1 protein-coding gene is annotated in these 527 nt (G+C 60.5%); it reads right to left on the bottom strand.

Translation table 11 applies throughout. The features are described from left to right. On the bottom strand, positions 1-497 hold a 497-nt coding region (locus tag M987_RS23520; protein ID WP_140418972.1), incomplete at its 3' end, for an RHS repeat domain-containing protein. Positions 498-527 lie beyond the last annotated feature (30 nt).

The raw sequence follows: 527 nt of genomic DNA on the forward strand, positions 1-527 counted from the left end.
TCCGGACTCAGGTACCGCCCGACACCCGGGTCATAATACCGGTGCCTGTTGTAGTATAACCCACTTTCCGCGTCATGATACTGCCCCTGAAAGCGCAGCGGCTGATTTATCCCTGCGGTATCAACATGATGCACCTGACCGTAGCTGCGCAGCATGGCAGACCATACAACGCGGCCCCGGACATCGCGCATCTCCAGTGGCGTGCCGAGGTGGTCGCAGACGTAGTGATACACTCCAGCGTTCGTCTCCCGCCCGCAGAGCATGAGCAGCGGGCGGAAGTCATGCTCATCCTCATACAGCCACACGCGATGTGTCGTATCGTGGAGTGCCTCCTGCAACTGCGGGTTATCCGGCAGCCTGCCGGGCCAGAAGCGTCCGGCATCACACTCGCAGAGCAGGCGCTCACCCTGCCAGAAAAAGCGGCGGGCGGTGCGGGTAAGTAAATCCTCCTTCAGAATACGGCGCCCCAGGGCATCGTACTGATAACGGTAATGCACTGTTTCCTGACCCCGTACCCGGCAGCGGTA

Origin of the sequence: Enterobacter soli ATCC BAA-2102, assembly GCF_001654845.1 — a bacterium.
Classification (GTDB): domain Bacteria; phylum Pseudomonadota; class Gammaproteobacteria; order Enterobacterales; family Enterobacteriaceae; genus Enterobacter; species Enterobacter soli.